Origin of the sequence: Paenibacillus sp. IHB B 3415 (assembly GCF_000802655.2) — a bacterium.
In the GTDB taxonomy this organism is placed as follows: Bacteria; Bacillota; Bacilli; order Paenibacillales; family Paenibacillaceae; genus Paenibacillus_AQ; species Paenibacillus_AQ phytohabitans.
On the sequence record NZ_JUEI01000010.1, the window covers coordinates 19,992 to 39,565 of the forward strand.

The window sequence follows — 19,574 nt, forward strand, 5'->3', positions numbered from 1 at the left end:
AAACACATAATTCTGGAAGGAGATGCCATACTAAGATGGTTTCCGGGAAGATATGACCTGCGGGCTATAGTAAGGTGTAAATGGAGGATAGACATGAGTATTGAAAAAGATCGGATCAGTACGGCGCAGATGGTAATCCTCGGACTTTTCACTTTTATTGGGGATATGGCCCTGGTCTACCCGGCAGCCATGACTGCTGTAGCTCATCAGGATGCCTGGATTGCTGCCCTGATCAGCATTCCGCCGGGAATCGCATTGGTCTTCCTGTTCGTCACTGTTGCGAATATTAATCCGGACAAAAACATTATTGAGCTCAGCCAGCAGATTCTGGGGAAGTGGATTGGCAGTGCGGTAGGCGTATATTATCTGTTCTTCTTCATCATCGCGGCCTCTACCTATGTCAGAGAGATCGAGGACTTCATGTGTACTCAGATCTATGAGGGAACTCCGGGCGGTGTCATCCGGTTCATGAGTATTGTTATACTTGTCTACGGGCTGCGTCTGGGCCTTGAGACGGTCGGCAGAGCGGCTCAGGTGTTTTTTCCGCTGTTCGCTTTATTCCTCGTTTGCCTGATGGTGCTCTTATTTCCGCAGGTCCAGCTGGAGCGAGTCCAGCCCATTCTGAATACGCCTTTTCCGGATATGCTGCATGCTGTTTTGTTCGGCGTGTTTTATCCGTTTGGGGAAATATGTGTATTTTTCATGGTCTATCCCTACACCCGCAAGAGCCGTAAGATCAACCGGGATATCTTCCTGGCCCTCATCCTTGGAGCGCTGGGTCTGAATCTGATACTGTTCCTCTCTTTGACCGTTCTCGGCGCCTATTTCTCAGAGCATAATTTCTATGCAGCCTATATCCTGGCCCAGAAGATTAATATAGCCAACTTTCTGCAGCGTCTTGAAGCACTGATGGCTACGGCCTGGATTATCACAACCTATTTCAAAACAGCACTCTACTTCTATGCCTTCGTTCTCGGGACCGCCCAGCTATTCAAATTAAAAAGCCACCGTCCGCTGATCTTCCCTGTGGCCTTCCTGATCTACGGACTCTCCCAGCTCATCGCCAAGAACATTATATTCTATGTAAAAGAGATCCCGGACTACTGGGTAGACTGGGATCTCACGCTTTCGCTCGTACTGCCGCTGATTATGCTGATCGTATATAAAGTGAGACAGCGCGCGGCTGCCTCATAAGCTGTAGAGCTATAGGCTGTGCCCGCCTCAGAAGTACAGGCCTGTATACTCGAAGTAGTCAAAATACGCCGCCTTCGCCTGCTGGTCCAGATCCTGGGCGCAGATCCCGGCATAAGAGCCGGTGAAGCCCAGCTTGCCGCCATGCTCATCCGAGAGGGTGCCGAAGTCAAGCGGCGTACACATCGCCGTCCAGACCTCCCCGTCCGGTGAAGCGTAGAACATAATATCTCTGCCGTTAATCTCTGCCTTCAAATAGTAACGTTCCCAGTCCTTCACCGAAATCTGCATGGAGGAAATTTCCCCATATTTGCTGGCCTGACACATTACGACTCCTAAAGCTACCCCTCTGAGTTCATCCGCCGTTACACGCAGATAATAGTAGTCCTTGTCATCATAGTAGAGCACCAGTCCGGCCATCTGCATGAAGCTGTCCGGCTTGAATTCCAGGCAGGTAGTTACGGTGCAGGCAAAATGCTGAATCGGCCTCCCGATCAGACTCTGGTCAAACAGCGATGCCAGGGATTCCCGGCCGCGCAGCCGCAAGAAGCCGGGACGCTCCTGCAGGCTTACCCACGATTCATCGAACGGCACGCGCAGACTCTGGTATGGATGACCCAGCACGGGGCCGTCAAAATCATCGCGCTCCGGCAAGGCATCGAACGGGTGCGGGGGAAGCTCCGGCGCTTCGGTCCGCAAAGCCGGCAGCTTCCCGCCATGCGCCAGGCGCAGCCACCCCTCCTCGGTCCAGACGCAGCGCTGGATAGCCGTCTCCCGGCCCAGCGGATTCAGCTTGCCCGTACCCGGGATCGGGCGGGTGCACAGATGAGCCATATACCATTCCCCGGACTGCGTCTCCACCAGTGAGCCGTGCCCTGCCTGCTGGAAGGCATAGGTCAAATCATGAGCCGTAGTCATGACCGGGTAATCCGGATCAGTCTCATAAGGTCCGGTTAGGCTGCGGCTGCGGGCCATCGTGACCATATGATTCACTCCGGTGCCCCCTTCAGCAACCAGCAGATAGTAGTAATCTCCGCGCTTGTACAATTGCGGGCCTTCCGTTACACCTGTCGGAGTCCCCTGGTATATTTTATGAATAGGGCCGGTCAGCCTGCCACTCTCAGGGTCATACTCCTGCATCACGATGCCGGAGAAATTGCTGTGATTCTGCCGGAAATCCCAGCGCATATTCAGCAGCCATTTGCGCCCGCCCGTGTCGTGAAACAGGAACGGGTCGAACCCGCTGCCGTTCAGCCGCACCGGCGGGCTCCAGGGTCCTTCAAGACTGGTAGCCGTAATCAGGTAGTTATGCAGATCCTTATACACGCTGGAGCGGGACTTTACATCCGTAAACAGCAGATAATACAAGCCGTTGTCATAGGATAGTGCCGGTGCCCAGATGGAGCCGGAGCTTCCGTTGCCGCGCAGGTCCACCTGAGACGTCTCGGTCAGCACACGGGTGAGCGTATGCCAGTGCACCAGATCACGGGAATGATGAATCTCTACACCGGGGAACCATTCGAAGGTTGAGGTTGCAATATAATAATCATCGCCTACCCTAAGGAAAGACGGATCGGGATGAAAGCCGGTCAGCACCGGATTGACAATGGTTGGAGCCATAAATTTTACCCCCTGGTTAATGTAAGTTACAGATTGGATTGAACCGATTGGATTCTTTAGAAGAATCCCCGTTTTTATTGTAGCGCCTGAGGGAACAGAAAGTTATAATGGGTTATAATAAAATGTTTGTATTTTGTCATGTTGGAGGCCTCAGGAAAGCGTTATGAAACAGCTATTCGAACCTGTTCTGTTTGCGAACCGGCAGTCTCTGATCTGGGACTACCGCATTTATACCGACGATCATTACAAAGGATATTACCACTGGCATCAATGCTGTGAAATCATGTTCGTGCACGGCGGACAGGGCAGCATCGTTGTGAATCAGCAGATGTATGATATCCGTCCTGGCATGCTTTTCTTTTTCCAGCCGTATCAGCTGCACCGGATCTATTCGGAAGTTTCACCAGCTTGTCCATTCGTACGCACGATCTTCTATCTCGACCCCCATATTGCCGAGAATCTGCTGCAGGGCTTCAGCAAGCGTAAAGCGGTCTTCTCTGCTCTCTGGCAGGGGAGCAACCCGTATTGCGGCTTTGATCTCGGGGACCGCTTCGAGACCATGGAGTGGATCTACGAGAACTACAACCAGTGCCGGAACAAATCCTCCGAGGAAGATCCTGAGGATATCACGATGCTGCTCCTGCAGCTGCTCAGCTGCCTTGGAACAGGCGAGCAGTCCCTGATCCATACCGGAGAACGGCGGAATCTCCGGTATTCGGAGCAGATCATGAACTGGATAGAGGCTCATTATCAGGAAGAGGTTAATCTGGATCAGCTTGCGGAGGAGACTCATCTGTCGAAATCCTATGTCTCGCGGATCTTTCATCAGGAAACAGGTGGCCGCCTTGTCGACTATCTCACCGCCCGGCGGCTCAAGCAGGCCTGCCGGCTGCTCGGAACTACCGATATGCCTGTGGAGCAGATCGGCATTGCCGTCGGATTCCCGAACGCCTCCTATTTCAATCAGCTGTTCAAGCGGGTCCTCGGGACCACTCCGCTGAAATACCGGAAGGGGAACATGTAGATAAATGACAATATAACGATATTTCTTTATATCAAAGTGCAACTTTCTATAATCATAGGACGCTATACTGAGGCCATATTCTAATTAATGGAGGCATCAGTGATGAGTACAGCATATTGGCAGGAAGTTATGAACCGGCTGGATACGAAGGTATCGCGGATGATAGAGCAGATCGGCGGAAAATGTCCGCATTTTGCCGGAGAAGACGGTAAGTTCGATGATATCGCCTCCGACTGGTGGACGACCGGCTTCTGGCCGGGGATGCTCTGGATTATGCATGATATGACCGGTAAGGACCACTATAAGGATGCAGCCTGGCACTGGGATGAGACGCTGGAGCAATGGTTCGTTAGGCCGACCGTGGAGCTGCATCATGATGTTGGTTTTCAGTTCCTGTCTACTGCCGTAATCAAGAACGTTCTGACCGGGGACGAGGATGGCCTGCGCCGGGGCCTTGAGGCCGCTAACTTCCTGGCGGCACGCTATAATCCGGTTGGCAGGTTCATCCGCGCCTGGAATGAGGACAAACACGGCTGGGTGATCATCGACTGCATGCTGAACATCTCCCTGCTGTTCTGGGCAAGCAAGGTGACTGGCGATCCGCGCTATAGACATATTGCGGTCAGCCACGCGGAGACTGCGATGCAGTATGGTGTGCGTGAGGATGGATCGACCAAGCATATCCTCTCCTTCGATGCCGAGACTGGCGCATATATCGAGAATTTCGGCGGCCAGGGCTATTCCGCAGAATCCTGCTGGAGCCGGGGAGCAGCCTGGGGACTGTACGGATTCATTAATACTTACCGCCACACCGGGGATGAACGTTTCCTGAATACTGCGAAGCGGATTGCCCATTATTTCATCTCCGCCCTTCCGGAGGATCATGTGCCTTACTGGGACTTCCGGCTGGCAGACGACAAGCGGATGTTCCGAGACAGCTCCGCCGCATCGATCGCTGCCTCAGGCTTGCTGGAGCTGGCTGACATCGTGCCTCTTGGCGAGAAAAGCCTCTACGCAAATGCCGCGGAGCGGATTCTGCGTTCACTGACGGAGAACTATGCCACCTGGGACCAGCCGGAGCATGAAGCTATTCTGCTGCATGGTACAGGCAGCGGCGACTCCTTCATCGATGTATCGCTGATCTACGGCGACTATTACTATGTCGAAGCCGTCGCCAAGCTGAACGGCTGGAAGCACCGTATTTTCTAGTCTGGGTATTGGATAACATAAACAGCGGGCCCCCGCATACTGGGGGACCCGCTGTTTGTTGTTTAAATTTATGCTGCTTAAGAGCATTCAGCTGTTGCAGCATCACGATTCAATTCCGGTAAAATCCTGCACAGAATACAACATTTTCTTCATTTTATTAGCTCAAATCCGATAATGTTGTATAAAATACATCATTCATCTTCTTCCAGGCAGCTTTGCAGGAAAAATCCTGTATTTCATACAACAATCCTCCCGAACGCACCGGTATTTTGGGTTCAAAGTTGTAATTCGTACAACACTTTTACTTTAGCAGGTGAATTAACGCTAACCGTTCGCGGCTCACATTTCCCCGCTTTCCCACTTATCAGCTTGCAAATGCTTACCCCCGCTGCTCCTCCAGCCACAAGACCGCCGTCACTCCGCGCGGATAATATTTGCTGCCGGTGATCTCGCCGGAGATAATCTGGTCGCTCCAGCTCCAGATCGAGAGCTGCGGATGCGTAAGCCAGGTTACATGTGCCGAATCGGCTGCATGGCCTTTGTCCTCCCACTCCAGACCAAGAATTTGTCTGGCGATGAACTGGCACAGATAAATCTTGCTCAGCCAGCTGTTGTTGCTGGTGGAGGAGATTTTCCAGCCGCCGTCTTCAAACAGGCACACCCCTTCAACAAGCACGGCCTGCAGATGCGTGTCTAGCGCCGCGATGTATTCGCCGAACCGCCCCCCGCGCTCCAAAGCTTCCTTGCAGCCGGTGAAGTAAGGGAACACGAGGCCTTCAATCGCCGGAATAATCTTGGAGTCATTGCCTTCTCCAATTACAGCCGGGATATAACCGCCCTCGGTAACACTGTCCACAATGGTTGCTGCGCAGAGCTCTGCCTGTCTGCCGGCAGTCTGTGACAGCTCCGTATTGCCGTTATCGCGGAAGATCTTCTCCATCGCCAAATACGCTGCCCAGCATTTACCCGCCAGGTAAATATTGTTGCGCGCCTGACCCAGTGACACATCCAGACTGTCGTACGTAGTAATCTCCGCGCCGCCCATTGTCCGCGAGCTGTCGAGGGCCATCACACCGTTTCGTTTCGCCGGGTCCGGATGATCCCGGTTCAGCATACTCTGCAGGCATCTCTCCAGTACTGTAAGGTTGCGTTCCATCCAGCTGAGGTCACCTGTATGCTCCAGATATACCGCCGCAGTAAGAATCCAGTTCACCAGCTGCTCATGGGTCATATGCGAGAAGCAGCCGTCGATGCCGTACAGCTCATATGAGGAATACCCTGGACGCGAGACGGCATTGGCTACCCCCATATCATGGGTGAAGCTGATCCCGCCCGGATATTCGGCCACGTCTCCCGGGAAACGGACAGTATCCACATAGCTGTACCGGTCTACGAACATATCCAGCTCATTGCGTACGGTCCACGGATTCATTTTCAGCTCATAGAATAGCTGGTCCACTGTAAGATCGAATGTGTTCATCATCCGGTATTCACCTTCGTTCACGACCCAGAACGGCTGGCCTTGGTACTCCAGCAGCTCGGTTGAGCCATAATAACTGCGGATGGCGTGAGCCAGCATGAAGGTCTGATCTTCGCTGAGCCCTGTTCCTTCAAGCATGGAGTTAGCCTGCACTGCCTGCTGCTTCAGCTGATCGAAATGGGACAGCGCATATTCCGCTACCGCCTCTACATTACTGTAATAGCGGTTATAGTAATAACCAGCGTCCATTCCCGAGGTTACATAGCCAGACCGGTGGAAGCAGACTGCGAACCGGTAGACCTTGCGCTCGCCTGCGGGCACATCCATAACCAGTGCTCCAACCTGGCCCAGTCCGAAGGTCCAGTTCTCCTCCAGCTCCGTTGTCAGAATATCCTCCATGGTGAAATGCATAGCGGACTTGACGCTCCCCTGTTCCGCTGCTATCGCCAGGAACCGCCCCTGGCCGACACCGGTCAGCTCTGCTTTGCTGCCCTCGAAGCGTCTCAAAGCGTTATACGGATCATTCCCCTGGAAGCCGAAGAACGCCCGGCGGGCAGCATCGCCTGAAGTATTGTCAACCTCCAGCTCTACCAGTACCGCAGGCAGCAGCACTTCCTTGAGCTCCGCATCTGCAGCTGTTTCCGGGTCCGGAACCGGCCGGACCGGGGAGAGAATACGGAAGGTCAGATCCCCTGCCTGCCAGCTATCCGTAGCCAGCCGGAAATCGCGGGTGATCTCGTCGTCCGCGTAATGATAAAGAATCTGCGGCTTATCCGGGTTCGGATCAGGGTTCTCAATGTCATAGCGCTTACTTTCATCGTCACTGCCCTGCTCATGGAAAGGCAAGGTATCGAAGCCGCGGCCATCCTTGCGTTCCAGGCCAATATATATATTCTGTCTCGGCGGCTTACCCGCTTCCAGATCAAACCCGCCGGACGCTCCCTTAAACCCCAGAGTGAAGCTGGAAAATGAACCAATCGGTGAATGATGGGCATTAAAAAACTGATTTGTCGGCATATCGTAAATGCACTCCCTCCAGGCTGTGTCCCGGCAGTACCGGGCTCATAGCTCTATGTTAGCGCCGGCCCGGCTTATGCAACAGGCGTAAAGCCGCCAATTATTTGGACAAATCAATCGGACGCGGCGGCCTATGCTATAATAGAGCCAACTTTTAGTGAAAAAGAGGTTGAGTATGAACGTATTAGATCCCGGTACACAGCATTCCATGGACGGCCGGATGTCCCCGGATATACAGGCTGCCTTTCATATATTCGCTGCCCACTGGCGCAAGGTGAACAGGGAGTGGCAATATCCGGCGCACACCCATCCGATGTTCGAGATCAATATCGTCCTGCAGGGTTCGCAGCAAATGAACGTAGGCGGGCAGTCTTACATCCAGCACAGCGGCGACATTCTGTTCATCCGCCCAAGCGTGCTACATTCCAGCCTGGGTACGGTTTCAGAGGATGAAATGACCTATTATTGCCTGCATTTCGACATTGATGATCTGGTCCTGCGCCGTTCCCTGATGACGATGGACACCGTCAGCCTAAGCGGCGACACTCCGGAGCTGCAGGCGATCCGTTCTTCGCTCGATGCAATTATCAGCTCGACGATCCTTCCTGATGCCAGCGATGCCCAGCGGGGCCGGCTGGTAACGCTCAATGCTTCGCTGCAGCTGTTCACCGCACTCAGCAGCTGGGTACTGGCTGCATTGCCCTCCCCTGCCCGGAGCACACTGCCCGGTGTTACGGAGAAAACCGTTGCCCTGGCGAATGCCATCGAAGGACTGCTGCAGGAATCCGTATTCACCGCTGCGGCAACCGGCAGCCGGGCCGGAAGTATTGAAGACATCGCCGCTAGGCTTGGCTACAGCCCGAATCACTGCAACCGCGCCTTCCGGCAAATCTACGGATTGCCGCCGAGGCAGTATCTCTCTGACCTGATCATCCGCCATGCCAAGCTGCTGCTGCTGGATAACAGCCTGTCAGTGGAGAGTATCGCCTACCGGCTCGGCTACCGTGATGTCTCCCATTTCAGCAAGCAGTTCAAGCGCTGGACCGGCCTGCCCCCCATGGGCTACCGCCAGCTTACGGCAGAGTCTGAGCCGGTGAAAGAGTAATTCATCCGGACTTACTACATGCCTTCTATTTATTATGCATTTATATGAAATGATTTATATTTATAGACTATTTTCCATCTAATGTTATTATATGGATGAGGCTATATATAAATGGCCTTACATTAAATGAGGAGCGTGAATATTCATGAAAAGATGGACAAGAATCCTGCTGCTGACCGCAGCGCTGTCAATGTCCGGAGCCCTTTCCGCCTTTGCTGCCGCCGAGGTCGAACCCAACAATGAACTCAGCTCAGCGAGCATTGCCCACTACGGTGGTGATTACAGTCTCGGCTACATTTCTTCGATTTCAGATATGGACTGGTGGGTGCTTACCGCTAACCGGACGGGCACCCATAACATTACATTCAGCCGCAATAATCAGCCTTTCAATCTCAACATTTACTCTTCAACCGGTGCCTCACTCTACAGTGGCAACGGCAGCTCTGCCATCACACTGAACCTGGTAGAAGGACAGACCTACCGCTTCTTGGTCTACGCCACCTCGGTCCCTACCAGCTACTATTATCCATATTCAATTGTAGTCAACTAACCGGCATCTCCTTCACACTCTCCTGAACTTAATTGCGCTGCATACACATGCTGAACAGCGGTTCCCGCATAATCAGGAACCGCTGTACTCCCGGCAGTCTTACTCATGATTCAGCTTTGCTCCTTACGGAGACAGGTATCTCATTTTGGTTATTTCTTCTATTAAAATTACCCCTTGGTGGCCCCTGACGCAATTCCCTTAACGAAATACTTCTGCAGGAAGATAAATACGATCAGCACAGGCACGACCGACATGGCGGTTCCGGCAAAAATCATATCCCAGCGCGAGGAGAATTCCCCGATATACCGGTAGATTTCTACAACCATCGTCTTGGCCTGGCCGGAAGGCAGCACCAGCATCGGCATCAGGAAGTCATTCCAGATCCCCAGTCCGTTCAGCACCACCATACTTGCCGTAACCGGTCCGAGCAGCGGGAAGACGATTCTCCAGAAAATCCCGTAGCGGGAGCATCCGTCAATCTCTGCCGCTTCTTCAATCTCCCGTGGAATACCTTTGACGAAGCTGGTATAGAGCAGGCATCCGAAGCCTACGGCACCGGCGACATAGATCATGATAGGTCCCGCCAGACTGCCGTACAGGCCTAGTATTCTCAGCTCTTTAAACAGCGGAATCATATACGCCTGGAACGGAATCATCATGCCGGCCAAGAAATAGATGAAGACCAGCCGCGTCCAGCGGGCATTTCTGCGTTCAATCGCGTAACCTGCCATCGGAATAATCAGCACCTGAGCGACAATCGCCACTACGGTCAGAATAAGACTGTTAAGTATCGCACGCGGAAATTCGGTCTCCGTGAGCAGATATTTGAAGCTGTCTAAATACAGTGTCTTCGGAAAAGCAACCGCATCGCGCATAATCTCGGCGTTGCTTTTGAACGCGGACATCAGATTAAAGAAAATCGGGAAGAAAAAAACTACTGCCACCAGGAGCGTAATGACAAACAGGACAATTTCAGTGATTCTCCGCTTGGTCTGCATCGTCATCTTAGAGCTGCACCTCCCGTTTCTGCAGGAATTTAACCTGGATGACCGTAATGATCAGAATAATCAGGAACAGGACCATGGCCAGCGCCGTGCCGAAGCCTTGTCTCAGCTCCCCGAAGCCTACTTTGTAGATAATATAGGTTAATGTCTCTGTCTCAAAACCCGGGCCGCCGTCGGTCATTACGGCAATCTGGTCAAATATCTTCAGCGCGCTGATCATGGAGAGCACCATGCACACGGTCATCGAACCCGCAAGCAGCGGGAACGTAATATGCCGGAACTGCTGCCAGCCGCCTGCGCCGTCAATGCTGGCCGCTTCATTAAGCTCCTGCGGAATGCCCTGCAGTCCGGCCAGATAGATGATCATATAATAACCCGCGCCTTTCCAGACGGTTGACAAAATAATCGACAGCATAGCGTATTTCGGATTGCCCAGCCAGTCGACGATATAGTCGCCCAAACCGACGGAGGTCAGGATCTGATTAAACACGCCGAAGTTGTAATTCAGAATCATTGCCCAGACAAAGCCCATGACGATCCCGCTGAGCAGGGTCGGGAAATAGAAGATACTTCTGAATAAATTACGGAACCAGCGTACCTTGTCGACCATTAAGGCCATCGCGATTGCAGCAATGTTCTCAAGCAGAACTAGCGTAATTGTCATAACTAAAGTGTTCTTCAAGGCGTTCTGCACCCGCGGACTCTGGAAGATCTCGACGAAATTGGCGAATCCGATATACCGGATGTCGCTGCTGATCCCGTCCCACGATGTGAAGCTTAGGTAGACGCTGCCTGCTGTAGGAACAATGACAAACAATGTGTATAAAAGGAATGACGGCAGGATGAACAACAACGCGTAGGACTGCCACTTTTTCTTTTTCTTGCCCGGCTTCTCTGCGGCTATAAATGACTTGTCTGTATTCACGATGGATGTAGCCATGGTTCCTCTCCCCTCCCTGGGACGCGCTTGTCTAGATAAGGGTAACCTCTGCCGGAGCAGAGGTTACCTTCCGGCGCTTTTATTTACAGTGAATTGGCTTTGACCTGATTGTCATATTCGGTATCAGCCTTTTTCATATATTCAGTTACGTCAGCATCGTTCACAACCATATCCTGGAGCAGCTTATAGTACCAGTTGCGGAATTGCGGAGGAATCAGGTTATCGCCCCACCAGTTGTTGATGGCCAGAGATTTGGTGACACTCGTGTCGGCAATAAGATCCAGTGCAACCTGCATTTGCTCACTTGTCTCATAGGTAACTTTCTCTTTGGTGGAAGGAATGGCATTGATCGAAGCCAGGTAGACCGAGTATTGCTCCGGTGCAAAGAAGAAGCGGATGAAGTCTTTGATCGCTGTCGTCTTGTCAGCATCCTTGGCGGCATCAGCGGATAACGACCAGCCGGCCGGTGACGGGAGACCGATGACATTCAATTTGCCTGCACGGTCCGGGATCGCGTAGAAGCCGAATTCGAAGCCTGGATCAGCTTCAGCAATCTGGGTAAACATCCAGGTGCCGGAATACAGCTGTGCGGCTTTGCCGGATACCAGAATCGACGCGGTCTGATTATCTGCGGTGCTCAGCCAGCCTTTGTCCACATAGTTCTTGAACAGCTCTTTGAAATCAGTCATGCCCTGGACTACATCAGGATCTGCGAAGCTGACGGTCTTGGCCGTACGTTTGGAGTTCCAGTCCGGGTCTTTACTGTAGACATCGTCGATCAGGAATTTATTGACCCAGAAGCCCATATGGAAGATATCCTTGCCGCCTACTACCAGCGGGGAGATACCTGTAGCTTTCAATTTTTCCTGGATGGCAATGAACTCGTCATAGGTTTTGGGAAGCTCGGTGATCCCGGCGTCCGCGTAGGCTTTTTTGCTGTAGATGATCCCTTGCGGAGCGTTGACCTGCATGGGAGCGTTCCATACTTTGCCGTCCACCTGCGGTGGCGATTCGAACAGATCCAGCAGATCGGCCGGAAGCTCGACAATTTTGCCGGCATCCGCGAATACCTGGGTATCACGCATTTCCACCAGATCCGGGAATTCTCCAACCGCATCCTTCGTCTTCAGCCAGTCCAGATAAGCGGCAGATGAAGTTTCACTTAGGTCCTTGATGGTGACGTTAGGATTCGCTTCCATGAATTTCTTGACGGTATCAGCAATGGCCTTCTTGGTCGCCGGGTCACCCGACGCATAACCGATGGTGAAGCTGACATCCTTCTTCGCAGCATCTGTAGCTGCTGTATTTCCTGACGGAGCCCCGGTTGCCGCTGCGTTGCCGCCGCTGGCCGTGTTATTGTTATTTCCGCCGCATGCGGTGAGTACAGTGGTTGCTGCGAGCAGCATGACGGATAATTTCGTAATGGTGTTCTTCATATCTTTAGTAACCTCCCCTTGGGTATACAGCCCGGAAACTGCCGAACCGATGTGCGCATCATCGTCCGTAAGCGTTTCCTTATGCTCCAAGAATAGCATTCAGCCTTCACGGTTAGAATGAACTAATTTAAGGGGGATGTGCGGTAAATTTAAGAAGATTCTGAGCCTGTCAAGTGGAGACGGCTTTGCCGTCCTTTTAAAGGACGGTACCGTTTCAGCGAGAAATAGAAGGATAAGTTACCGTGTGCAACATGTAAATTCTTATATTTACAAAAAAAACGAAGGTCCGCAGACCTCCGTTTTCTTGTGTAGACTATCGTGTAATGTCACTGCCAGTATTCCTGTACCTGCCTGTCGTATTCAGTATCGGCCCGTTTCATATATTCTAGTACATCCCCGTCCTTAACAACCATTTCCTGCAGCAGCTTGTAGAACCAGTTACGGAACTGCGGAGGAATCAGGTTATCTCCCCACCAATTGTTGATCATCAGGGATTTGGTTACGGCTGGATCGGCCATCAGATCAAGCACCACCTGCATCTGTTCACCGGCCTCCCGCCTGAATTCCTGCCTGGTCGAAGGAACCGAATCGATCCGGCTCAGGAATGCGGCATAAGGCTCCGGTGAGAAAAAGAACCGGATGAAGTCTTCGATCGCCTGCTTTTTGAGCGGCTCCTTTGCCGCCTCGGCAGACAGCGACCAGCCGGAGGGCGACTGCAGGCCGACCACATTCAGCTTCCCTTTACGGTCCGGCACAGCATAGAAGCCGAATTCGAAGCCGGGATCGGCTTCCTGGATCTGTGAGAACATCCAGGAGCCGGAGAACAGCTGGGCTGCCTTGCCGGATACCAGAATGGACGCCGTCTGGTTATCCCCTGTGCCAAGCCAGCCTTTATCCACATCGCTTCTGAACAGCTGTTTGAAATCAGTCATGGCCTGGACTACATTGTCATCGGTGAAGCTAACCTCACCGGCCGTCCGCTTCGCGTTCCAGCCGGGATCAGCGGCATACACATCATCAATCAGAAATTTATTAACCCAGAAGCCCATATGAAAAATATCCTTCCCGCCTACAACGAGCGGAGTGATCCCGCTTGCCCGCAGTCTGTTCTGGATCTCCAGAAATTTATCGTAGGTTGCCGGAAGTTTCTTAATGCCTGCATCGGCATAAGCTTTCTTACTATAAATAATACCCTGCGGGGCTGAGACAAACAGCGGGGCATTCCATACCTTGCCGCCGATCCGCGGCGGCTGATCGAACAATTCCGCCAGCTCATCGGGGAGCGGAACGATCTTCTCCGCATCGGCGAAGGCCTCGGTATCCCTCATCTCTACCAGATCGGGGAACTCGCCCACGGCATCCTTAATCTTCAGCCAATCCATATAGGCAGAGGAGCTTGTCTCACTGACATCCTGGACGACTATGTTCGGATTCGCCTGCATGAAGGCCTTAATGGTATCCTCGATAGCCTGCTTCGTCGCCGGATCACCGGAGGCATAACCTATAGTAAAGCTTATTTTACTTCCCCCGGATGCTGTATCCGGGCGGCTCCCCTGATCAACCGCATGATTCCCTCCAATTCCGCCTGATTCGGTTTTGCCTCCACAGCCGGACAGGATCAGCGCGGCCGCAAGCGGCACTATTGTTATTTTCATACCTGATATCCTCGGCATTTGCATCCCCTGTGACCTCCTCATTCTGTGATAACCGGGAACGTCAGCGTAATGGAGGTCCCGACATGCTCTCTGCTGTTCACAGACAGGCCATACGCCTCCCCGAAGCTGGAGCGGATACGCTCATGCACATTTTTCATGCCGACATTCTTGCTTGGAGCCTCCGGGTCTTCCAGAATCTTATTAATGCGGGACAGAGTCTCCCTGCTCATCCCCACTCCATCATCATATATCGTAATCGCCAGCACGTGCTCTCTCCGTTCGACCGTAATGCCGACGGTTCCTTTTCCCTGCAGGCGCAGTCCATGCTGAACCGCATTCTCCACCATCGGCTGCAGAGACAGCTTCAGGATGGGCCAGTCCAGATTAACATCTTGGGCAATATCCAGATGCAGCTCGAAACGGTTCTCATACCGCACAGAAATGATATAGAAGTAATTCTGCAGATGGGCGAGCTCGCTGGCAATGCTTACACGGTCTTCCCCGTAATCGATGACATACTTCAGCTCATTGGATAACGCCAGAATCATATCCGCCACCTCGCCCGCTTCCTTATCCACGGCGTTCATCCGGATCACCTCAAGGGTGTTGTACAGGTAATGGGGCCGGATCTGGCTCTTCAGTGCATTCAGCTCGGTCTGCTTCTGCTTGATCTGGGCCACATAGGCCTCATCAATGTAGACCTGCAGCCGTTCCACCATCCGGTTGAACCCGTGGGCCAGCCTGCCCATCTCATCATTGCTGTTCACGGAGAGCTGGATATCCAGCTTGCCCGACTCCACCACGGCCATCTGCCTGATCAGCTCCCGGATGGGAGCAGCGAGACGTCTGGAGAACCAGGCCCCCATTACAATCATCACAAAAGCACACATGCCGATGGCGATGTACACTGTTGCCCGTGCCGACAGCAGCTGTTCGAACAGGTTGCCGCGGTGGATTTTGGCGATGACCTGGCCATTCAAAAAAGGGATGGACTCACTGAGCACAATCATCTCATTGTTAGTTTGATCAGCAGCTCTAGCCCCCGCCGTACCGGCAGGCTGGTTGCTGAAATACGTCCGCCCCTCTCCGTCTAGCAGGTACAGCTCATCCTTCTCCCCGAGACTCAGCTCACGGAAGAACTGCTGGAATAACGAGGTATCGATATCGAGGAAAAGCGTTCCGACTACCTTGGGCTCTTTGGTCACACGTCCGGAGGTATCAATCAGGCTGCGCCCGATCGTGAACACCTGGCGGTCCGAGCCATAGAAATAACTGTCCTGATGGGTAGGGAAAATAGCCACCTTCGCAGGGTCACCTGCCATGGCGGACAGCCACTCCGCATTCGGAACCGTCTCCATGTTCAGCGACCGGTTGCTTCGCTCCTGAACATACAACTTACCGTCAGACTGACGGATAAACTGGACACTGGAAATATAAGAATCACTGAACAGAACGGTCTTCAGGAAGGATTCTATCGGAATGGTGTTGATCTGCTCCAGCTCATTCACATTCTGTGTCTGATTCTGCGAATAGCTCTCAATGAACCCTTCATAACGCCCTGTATACATTAATTTGGATACTTCATTATACTGATTGAATGCTGAATTCAGATTATAGCTCATATAGAGTACCATTTGCTGCAGATTGCTGGTGGTATACCGCTCCACATAACCGGAAAAGGTCTGTACGGAGAAGAAACTCAGCGCAAAGAGCGGAATCAGCCCGACCAGCAGGAAGGATGCAGAAAATTTAACAAAAATACTCTTCGGTCCCCGTCCCCAGACCGGCACGGGCCATCGTCTTTTCACTCTATGATCACCCTCCAATCCGCTTAGTTCCTGACCGATTGCTTATATTCCTGCGGCAGCTTGCCGAATTGCTTCTTGAACATGTCGCTGAAATGCCGCGCATTGTTGTAGCCGACCCGGTCAGCAATCTCGTAGACCATCAGATCACTCTGCAGCAGCAGCCGCTGCGCATGACCCATCCGCACTTCAGTAACATAATTCTTGAAGTTCTGGCCGGTATGCTTCTTGAAGAAGCTGCTGAAATAATAGGGATTCATATACACCATGGCGGCTATGGACTCCAGCGTAATATTCTCGGCATAATGCTCCTCCACATAGGTTTTCACCTGCGCGAGCTGCGGCATTTCCTTGCCGGAGATCCGGCAGCTCAGCTGCTCGGACATTTTGGACAGGACCGCTTCAAATTCCTGCTGCAGTGCGCAGAAGGTCGGGGCATCCGCCAGCTTTTCCAATAGCGGCTTCTCTCCCTGATTCAACAGCCCCGCATCCGCGCCGAAATCAGCCATATCCTGTTCGAGCTGGATCACAGCATTGTACACATAGGACACCGCCTGGTTCCGGCTATCTCCAGAGAGCAGACGCACGGTCTCCAGCAGCTCGCCGGTTAACGCCATTAGCCGCTCCTTGTCGAGTGATTTGAGCGCTTCCGGTAGGCTGCTCTGGATGGCAGCAAGTGTGGATACAGGTACAGCAGCCTCCATTGGTTCGGCGGGATAAGGAATCACCCGGTTCAATCCGGCAAAATATCTGAATCTTAGCGCTTTCAATGCAGACTGATAGGAATCCGCCGCCTCTTCAATGCCGCTGGCCGGGCGGCCGATGCCTATAGAGACCTGCAGCTTCAGAAAGCTGTTGATTTTGTGATGCAGATCCTCCATTAATTGCTGCGGTTCATTCAGATGCTCATGCTGGAGCAGCACCCCGAAACGCTCTCCTTTGCGGAACACATACCCGTTGCCCCTGCTGTCCACCGTCTCCTTAATGATGTTCAACAAGGCGAATTCCACCAGCTTGCGTTCCCGTTCCTCCCAGCGCGAAGGCTGGCCACCGTATTCATCCGTCTCGATGACACATACGCTGGCATAGCGGGTAATCGCCGTGTTACCCATCCGGGCAAGCGTAGCTGCCGCAGCCTTATTGCCGTCGGTCAACTGCTCCAGCTGCTCCTCAACCGTAACAGACAGGTTCTTCCGCTCATAGGATTTGAGCATTTCCTTGTTGCGCTCTTCCTCGGATTCCTGGCGGATCACCGTAGCTGCGCGGATCACTACCTGCTCCAGCTGTCCCGTATTCACCGGCTTGACCAGATAATCCAGTGCCCCGTATTGTACCGCTTGCTGGGCATAAGTAAATTCCTGATAGGCGCTGATAAAGACCACCTTGATCGGACGCCCGGAATGATGAATTTCACGGATAATATCGATACCGGAATAACCCGGCATACTGATGTCACTGATAATCAGATCAGGATGGCAGCTGTCGATCATCGCCTTCAGCTCTATCCCGTCACATGCTTCCCCTACTATATTAAGCCCGAGGCTCTCCCAGGCTATGAGCTTCTTCAGCCCGCGCAGAATAACCGGCTCGTCATCCGCCAGCAGCACCCGTATCGTCCTGTTCATTGCTGCACCTCCGCATGGTTGTCATTTATATATTATTACAGGATAGCGGCTGTTTCAGTCTGTATTCATGGTTGAAGAGATTCATCCAACTATACTTTATCACGAGAACCCCGGCGGCCGGGTGAAGCTTTTTAAGAGGAAAGCGCAGTTTTTTAAGAATATTGCTGCTCGGGTATACCAGCATCTCAGGCTGAGAGAGAACAAATAAAAGAAACAGCAGCAGTCATATAAGAGGGGAACCTCCATAGGCGGCCGGGCAGCAGGAGAGCAGTACGTCTGTCTGCGGCAAAAGCGGGAGTTCTGTGCGGAGAGTTACAGCTTATCTGATCAAGCACTGCGGCGAGGATTTCGCCGGGGAACAGCTTGCTTCACAGCTGAATATGAATTACAGCTACCTGTCGGCCGCGTTCAGGCAGGCCACCGGACAGACGATTATTGAGACCCATACCAAGCTCCGGATGAACAAGGCCATTGAGCTGATGCGGACGAGTTCGTACAATGTATCTGAGATCAGTGAAGCGCTTGGCTACCCCAACCCTTACTACTTCAGCCGCGTGTTCAAAAAAGTGCTCGGTGAATCCCCCTCCTCCTACATGAAGCATCTGTACCGCACCTGAACATGGGCGAAGCTGGGAACACCGGCCGGACTCATGGTACAATACAACCAGAAATGACCTGCTATGCAGGGCAGGTGAACATAAGACTCTTATATAATCCTTGAAAAAGTTGGTGACCTGCTTGATCTACCTCATTAAATTCGCATACAGCTTTGTTCTGCCGCCGGGAATCTTTGTGATCCTGCTGCTGGGAATGGTGGTCTGGCTGTGGAAAAGCAGCCGCCGGCCGGCGGTCGTACTGCTCGCGGTAAGCCTGCTGCTCTATCTGTCGATGACCTCTGTGGTCAGTGACCTGCTGATTGGCAGTCTGGAACGGCAATATACGCAGCCTTCTGCAGTAGAAGGCGATGTTATTGTCATCCTCGGCGGAGGTGCCACCTCCGGCACCCCGGATTTGGACGGGCAGGGCAATATGTCCGGTCCGGCGGCAAACCGGCTGCTGGCTGCCGCCCGGCTGTACCGGCAGACCGGACTGCCTGTTATTTTCTCCGGCGGCCAGGTGTATGCGGACAGCGGCAATGAAGCCGATATCGCCCGGCGGCAGCTGATCGGCCTCGGCATCCCGGCAGAAGATATCCTGCCGGAGAACCGCTCGCTCAATACCGAGCAGAATGCGGTCAACACCGCTGCACTTATGCAGGAGCACGGGTTCAGCCGTCCGGTGCTAGTCACATCAGCCTTCCATATGCCGCGCAGCATGGTGCAATTTGAGCACGCGGGACTAACGCCGCAGCCCTTCCCGGTTGATTACCTGGCCAGCCGCCCCATGTCACTCTATTTCAACAAATTCACTCCCTCCGCCGGGGCTGTCTCCACCACCGGACTGGCGCTGAAGGAGTATCTGGGGCTTGTGGCAGCGAAGCTGTTGCCTTAACTGCTCAAGCTGCAAACCGGGTAAGACGGACAAGATGGGCAAGACGGGCAAAACTGAGTAACTCTGAACGCTTGTGGTCTGCAATTCCGCTCGTATAAGAGTACCATTGATTACCTTGTTGACCGCACCTCGGCCGTAACGGAGCAAGTCCGGTCTCGCGCGGACTGAGATTCGCCCTGGGCGGAGCAACCCGGACTCCAGCGGACTGAGATTCCGTTATTTCGCTCCATTCTCTCTTTATGGAACTCTCGCGGACTGAGATTCCGTTAATGCTGCCCATTTGCTCTGAAAAGAGCCATTCTGCTTCACTTAGCGGAATCTCAGTCCGCAAGCTGCCGGAAATGCCTGTTTTCCGGCAAATAAAGGCCTCTCAGTCCGCATACTCCTGAACGAACGCATCCATTCACCTCGTTGATCCTTAC

At 52.9% G+C, this 19,574-nt stretch carries 15 protein-coding genes; 7 read left to right on the plus strand and 8 right to left on the minus strand.

Annotated elements, in window-relative coordinates; genetic code table 11:
• The first annotated feature begins 93 nt into the window (after positions 1–93).
• On the plus strand, positions 94–1,194 hold the full coding sequence (locus tag QW71_RS05755; RefSeq protein WP_039294651.1) for an endospore germination permease: 1,101 nt from the start codon (positions 94–96) through the stop codon (positions 1,192–1,194).
• 27 nt (positions 1,195–1,221) lie between these two features.
• Here the strand turns inward: QW71_RS05755 and QW71_RS05760 are convergent, their stop codons facing one another.
• Positions 1,222–2,811: a glycoside hydrolase family 43 protein gene (locus tag QW71_RS05760; protein WP_039294653.1), complete on the minus strand. Its 1,590-nt coding sequence runs from the start codon at positions 2,809–2,811 to the stop codon at positions 1,222–1,224.
• A gap of 163 nt (positions 2,812–2,974) precedes the next feature.
• Here QW71_RS05760 and QW71_RS05765 point away from each other — a divergent pair, with 163 nt between their 5' ends.
• Together QW71_RS05765 and QW71_RS05770 are read left to right on the plus strand one after the other, a co-directional pair.
• The gene (locus QW71_RS05765; protein WP_039294656.1) at positions 2,975–3,835 is read left to right on the plus strand and encodes an AraC family transcriptional regulator; all 861 of its coding nucleotides are present in this window, start codon (positions 2,975–2,977) and stop codon (positions 3,833–3,835) included.
• Between the two features lie 102 nt (positions 3,836–3,937).
• The gene (locus QW71_RS05770; protein WP_047013648.1) at positions 3,938–5,044 is read left to right on the plus strand and encodes a glycoside hydrolase family 88 protein; all 1,107 of its coding nucleotides are present in this window, start codon (positions 3,938–3,940) and stop codon (positions 5,042–5,044) included.
• Positions 5,045–5,423: 379 nt separating this feature from the next.
• Here the strand turns inward: QW71_RS05770 and QW71_RS05775 are convergent, their stop codons facing one another.
• Positions 5,424–7,541, minus strand: coding sequence for a glycoside hydrolase family 52 protein (locus QW71_RS05775; RefSeq protein ID WP_039294662.1), 2,118 nt, complete (start codon positions 7,539–7,541; stop codon positions 5,424–5,426).
• Positions 7,542–7,716: 175 nt separating this feature from the next.
• On the opposite strand from QW71_RS05775, the gene QW71_RS05780 reads away from it, so the two are divergent.
• On the plus strand, positions 7,717–8,646 hold the full coding sequence (locus QW71_RS05780) for an AraC family transcriptional regulator (protein WP_047013649.1): 930 nt from the start codon (positions 7,717–7,719) through the stop codon (positions 8,644–8,646).
• Between the two features lie 145 nt (positions 8,647–8,791).
• The gene (locus tag QW71_RS05785; protein WP_039294665.1) at positions 8,792–9,196 is read left to right on the plus strand and encodes a hypothetical protein; all 405 of its coding nucleotides are present in this window, start codon (positions 8,792–8,794) and stop codon (positions 9,194–9,196) included.
• A gap of 167 nt (positions 9,197–9,363) precedes the next feature.
• On the opposite strand, the gene QW71_RS05790 is transcribed toward QW71_RS05785, so the two are convergent.
• From QW71_RS05790 to QW71_RS05815, 6 genes are all read right to left on the minus strand, one after another.
• Complete coding sequence (locus QW71_RS05790; RefSeq protein WP_039294859.1) at positions 9,364–10,194, minus strand: carbohydrate ABC transporter permease; 831 nt, start codon at positions 10,192–10,194, stop codon at positions 9,364–9,366.
• Positions 10,195–10,201: 7 nt separating this feature from the next.
• A complete protein-coding gene (locus QW71_RS05795) occupies positions 10,202–11,140 on the minus strand; it encodes a carbohydrate ABC transporter permease (RefSeq protein ID WP_039294669.1) in 939 nt (312 codons plus the stop codon).
• Positions 11,141–11,223: 83 nt separating this feature from the next.
• A complete protein-coding gene (locus QW71_RS05800) occupies positions 11,224–12,576 on the minus strand; it encodes an ABC transporter substrate-binding protein (protein ID WP_039294861.1) in 1,353 nt (450 codons plus the stop codon).
• A 326-nt stretch (positions 12,577–12,902) separates the two neighbouring features.
• Positions 12,903–14,231, minus strand: a complete 1,329-nt coding sequence (locus tag QW71_RS05805) for an ABC transporter substrate-binding protein (RefSeq protein ID WP_235441401.1) — start codon at positions 14,229–14,231, stop codon at positions 12,903–12,905.
• A gap of 38 nt (positions 14,232–14,269) precedes the next feature.
• Complete coding sequence (locus tag QW71_RS05810) at positions 14,270–16,039, minus strand: sensor histidine kinase (protein WP_235441402.1); 1,770 nt, start codon at positions 16,037–16,039, stop codon at positions 14,270–14,272.
• Positions 16,040–16,062: 23 nt separating this feature from the next.
• A complete protein-coding gene (locus QW71_RS05815) occupies positions 16,063–17,661 on the minus strand; it encodes a response regulator (RefSeq protein WP_039294674.1) in 1,599 nt (532 codons plus the stop codon).
• 302 nt (positions 17,662–17,963) lie between these two features.
• On the opposite strand from QW71_RS05815, the gene QW71_RS05820 reads away from it, so the two are divergent.
• Positions 17,964–18,278: an AraC family transcriptional regulator gene (locus QW71_RS05820; protein WP_052769910.1), complete on the plus strand. Its 315-nt coding sequence runs from the start codon at positions 17,964–17,966 to the stop codon at positions 18,276–18,278.
• 121 nt (positions 18,279–18,399) lie between these two features.
• Positions 18,400–19,152, plus strand: coding sequence for a YdcF family protein (locus QW71_RS05825; protein ID WP_039294870.1), 753 nt, complete (start codon positions 18,400–18,402; stop codon positions 19,150–19,152).
• Positions 19,153–19,574: the final 422 nt, after the last annotated feature.

Excerpts from the sequence above, each read along its gene's own strand:
- QW71_RS05770 (WP_047013648.1), top strand. The coding sequence starts at position 3,938 with ATGAGTACAGCATATTGGCAGGAAGTTATGAACCGGCTGGATACGAAG.
- QW71_RS05800 (WP_039294861.1), bottom strand. The coding sequence starts at position 12,576 with ATGAAGAACACCATTACGAAATTATCCGTCATGCTGCTCGCAGCAACC.
- QW71_RS05815 (WP_039294674.1), bottom strand. The coding sequence starts at position 17,661 with ATGAACAGGACGATACGGGTGCTGCTGGCGGATGACGAGCCGGTTATT.
- QW71_RS05795 (WP_039294669.1), bottom strand. The coding sequence starts at position 11,140 with ATGGCTACATCCATCGTGAATACAGACAAGTCATTTATAGCCGCAGAG.
- QW71_RS05760 (WP_039294653.1), bottom strand. The coding sequence starts at position 2,811 with ATGGCTCCAACCATTGTCAATCCGGTGCTGACCGGCTTTCATCCCGAT.
- QW71_RS05780 (WP_047013649.1), top strand. The coding sequence starts at position 7,717 with ATGAACGTATTAGATCCCGGTACACAGCATTCCATGGACGGCCGGATG.
- QW71_RS05755 (WP_039294651.1), top strand. The coding sequence starts at position 94 with ATGAGTATTGAAAAAGATCGGATCAGTACGGCGCAGATGGTAATCCTC.
- QW71_RS05785 (WP_039294665.1), top strand. The coding sequence starts at position 8,792 with ATGAAAAGATGGACAAGAATCCTGCTGCTGACCGCAGCGCTGTCAATG.
- QW71_RS05775 (WP_039294662.1), bottom strand. The coding sequence starts at position 7,541 with ATGCCGACAAATCAGTTTTTTAATGCCCATCATTCACCGATTGGTTCA.
- QW71_RS05765 (WP_039294656.1), top strand. The coding sequence starts at position 2,975 with ATGAAACAGCTATTCGAACCTGTTCTGTTTGCGAACCGGCAGTCTCTG.
- QW71_RS05790 (WP_039294859.1), bottom strand. The coding sequence starts at position 10,194 with ATGCAGACCAAGCGGAGAATCACTGAAATTGTCCTGTTTGTCATTACG.
- QW71_RS05805 (WP_235441401.1), bottom strand. The coding sequence starts at position 14,231 with ATGAAAATAACAATAGTGCCGCTTGCGGCCGCGCTGATCCTGTCCGGC.